General features: G+C 52.8%; 2 protein-coding genes. One reads left to right on the top strand and one right to left on the bottom strand.

The genetic code is table 11. The features are described 5' to 3' along the window. Window positions 1-757 (top strand): aromatic amino acid transport family protein (locus tag IMQ48_RS17630; protein ID WP_304520503.1); only part of this gene is annotated, 757 nt, incomplete at its 5' end. A 456-nt stretch (window positions 758-1,213) separates the two neighbouring features. Here the strand turns inward: IMQ48_RS17630 and IMQ48_RS17635 are convergent. Further along, window positions 1,214-2,767 (bottom strand): L-lactate permease, encoded by a 1,554-nt coding sequence (locus tag IMQ48_RS17635; protein ID WP_196210048.1) that lies wholly within the window; start codon window positions 2,765-2,767, stop codon window positions 1,214-1,216. Between the last annotated feature and the right edge of the window lie 93 nt (window positions 2,768-2,860).

Genomic DNA, 2,860 nt, shown 5'->3' on the forward strand with positions numbered 1-2,860 from the left:
GTTCTCCGGGTTGGTCGGCCATATTGAAGTGGCGAAACTGGTCGACAGCGTAGCGGTGGCGATCCCAGGGTCGCAGTACCTGCCGTATATCCTGATGACGCTGCCGTTCTGTATTATCTCATTTGGTTTTCATGGCAACGTGCCGAGCCTGGTCAAACTATACGGTAAGCACGGGATCCCGCATATTACGCGCTCGATAATCATCGGCACGCTGTTTGCCCTGCTGCTGTATGTCTTCTGGCTGGGCGTGACGATGGGCAACATTAGTCGTTCGGAATTCCCGCCGATTATCGCCAAAGGTGGCAATATCGACGTGTTTGTCGAGGCCATCAGCGGGCTGTTCACCAGCCGCTATATGGATCTGATCCTGACCTTCTTCGGCAATTTTGCGGTAGCCAGTTCCCTGCTGGCGGCGACCCTCGGTCTGTTTGACTATATCGCTGACCTGTTTCACTTTCCGGATAACGGCGTCGGCCGCCTGAAAACCGCGCTGGTGACCTACTTCCCACCGGCCGCCGTGTGCTTCTTCTTCCCGAATGGTTTTGTTCACGCGATTGGCTATGCCGGTCTGGCTTTTACTATCTGGAGCGTGATCCTGCCACCGTTTCTGGTAAAGGCCGCACGTAAGCGTTTCCCTACGGCCAGCTATACCGCACCCTGCAATAACACGGTGCTTAACCTGGTGATCGTCTGCGGGGCGGTTGTCTATCTGACGGTGGTGCTGGACGTGTTCGGGCTGCTGCCCACGTTCTGTTAACAGGGGGCGCTATGTTTTTGACATTGCTACGGTTTCAGCACCCGCTGGTTTATCGCTTTGCGTGGTTGCGCTTACGGGTGGTGGTGTTAAGAACGTGCGGGATGCGTAAGAGAAAGGGGGTGTAGCAGCCGGATGCGGCGCTTGCGCCTTATCCGGCCTACAAATGAGCGTGAAACGTAGACCTGATAAGCGAAGCGCCATCAGGCATAAGTGCCAGGCATTACACGCGGAAGTAGCGTGGTGGGATCAACGCAGAAAAGGCGTCGAACTTCTTCACCATCTTTTTCCAGAACAACATAACAACCGTCCTCTCTTTGAAATATCGGCGCTATTTTAGTCAGCGCCGACAAATCGTAAAGCCAGCTGCGACGTTCTCCTGAGCGGGGCGCTGTAAACCTTTTTGTTCACTGTCTTGTCAAACCCGCTTGCCAGAAAATGAGTGGGGTTGACAATGTGTTACGCCATAAACCAGTAGTAAAAGAGGCCGACCTTTAAGCCGAGGATCACGATGTAGGCGCAGCAGTATTTCATGGTGCCTGACATAATCTGGTTCGCCTGGCCTTCCATTTTGGTGGCGGAAACTGCAATAGCGATGCTCTGTGGGGAGATCATTTTCCCGCCCGTCGCGCCGGAGGTGTTGGCCGCCGCCAGCCAGTTAGGGTCAATATTCAGCTTGCTGGCAGCAATGGTTTGCAGTTTACCAAACAGAATATTCGAGTTGGTGTCGCTGCCGGTGACAAACGTACCCAGCGCGCCAATGACCGGGGCGAGAAAGACATACGAGCCGCCGGTCAGGTCAACAATCGACTGAGCCAGTGTGGCGATAATACCGCTGAGATCCATCACCGTGGCCAGCGCGACAATCGCCATAATGGCGACGATCGAGTTTTTCAGCTGGAAAATGGTTTTGACAAACACTTCCAGCATCCCGCGCGCCGAAGCCCCCTGGATAAAACCGCCGATCAGGGTCGCAAAGATGATCAGCATCCCCGGTGTGGTGACCCACTCAATTTTCAGCGCCAGCGTTTTACCGTTGGCGAGGGTGAAATGCAGCACCGAAGCCAGCTGTGACGCTGCCGCTTTTACTGCCGGGAACAGCGGCGAGCACAGCAGAATAAAGATAAAAATAAACAGGTAAATGGATCCGACCCTGAACAGCACCTTCGCCGAGCGCGGCGTGGTTTCACGGGTATGACTGGTTTCAATGCGCCACTCGGGGGCGGTTTTTCCGTTGCGCAGTCGACCAAGAATAGCGACGGCAAACAGGCTGACCAGGCTGCCGGCAAACGCAGGGAGTTCTGCGCCAAGGTGGATGGCGACAAAATACTGCGGCACCAGCGTGGTAATACCGCAAATTAGCGTGATCAAGAACACGCCGCGAATCGCCTTCAGGCCACCGCCAATAATACAAATAATCACAAACGGCAGCAGAATATTAAACAGCGCCAGCTGCATAATGATGGTTCCGCCGAGGGTGAAAACCGGCAGGTTAACCTGTTCGGCAAGAATTGAAACCGGAATACCCACCGCGCCAAACGCCGTCGGCACGGTGTTGGCGACGAGCGAGGCGATGGCCGCTTTGAGCGGATTGAATCCCAGTGCGATCAAGATGCCGATAGGAATGGCGACCGCGGTGCCGTAGCCGGCGGCGGCTTCAAGGAATCCGCCAAAACACCACGAAATAAGCAGTACCTGGATACGTTTATCTTCGCTAATACTGGCAAGAATATCGCGCAGAATATCCAGCGCTTTGGTTGCCTGCATCACGTTATAACTGAATATCGCACCGAGGATCACAATCACAATTGGCCATAATCCCTTGAGTGCACCATAGCTAATGGAGGCTTTCAGATTCTGTAACGGCATATCCCAGAATATCGCCGACAGTGCGGTAGTGAAGGCCAGCGTAATCAATACTGAATAATGAATTGGCATTTTTAATTTCAATATTAAAAATACCATAAGCAGCAAGGGTGAAAGTGCTAAAGCGAACATTAAATATCCGTGCATGGCTATTCCTGATGGATTTATTTAATTTAGTCTAATTTGGGTTGGGAAAGTTACATGAACGTGAGAATAAAAAATGTAGACTGAATCGCTTCA

Origin of the sequence: Citrobacter sp. Res13-Sevr-PEB04-36 (assembly GCF_015672735.1) — a bacterium.
Taxonomy (GTDB): Bacteria; Pseudomonadota; Gammaproteobacteria; order Enterobacterales; family Enterobacteriaceae; genus Citrobacter.

Excerpts from the sequence above, each read along its gene's own strand:
- IMQ48_RS17635 (WP_196210048.1), bottom strand. The coding sequence starts at position 2,767 with ATGCACGGATATTTAATGTTCGCTTTAGCACTTTCACCCTTGCTGCTT.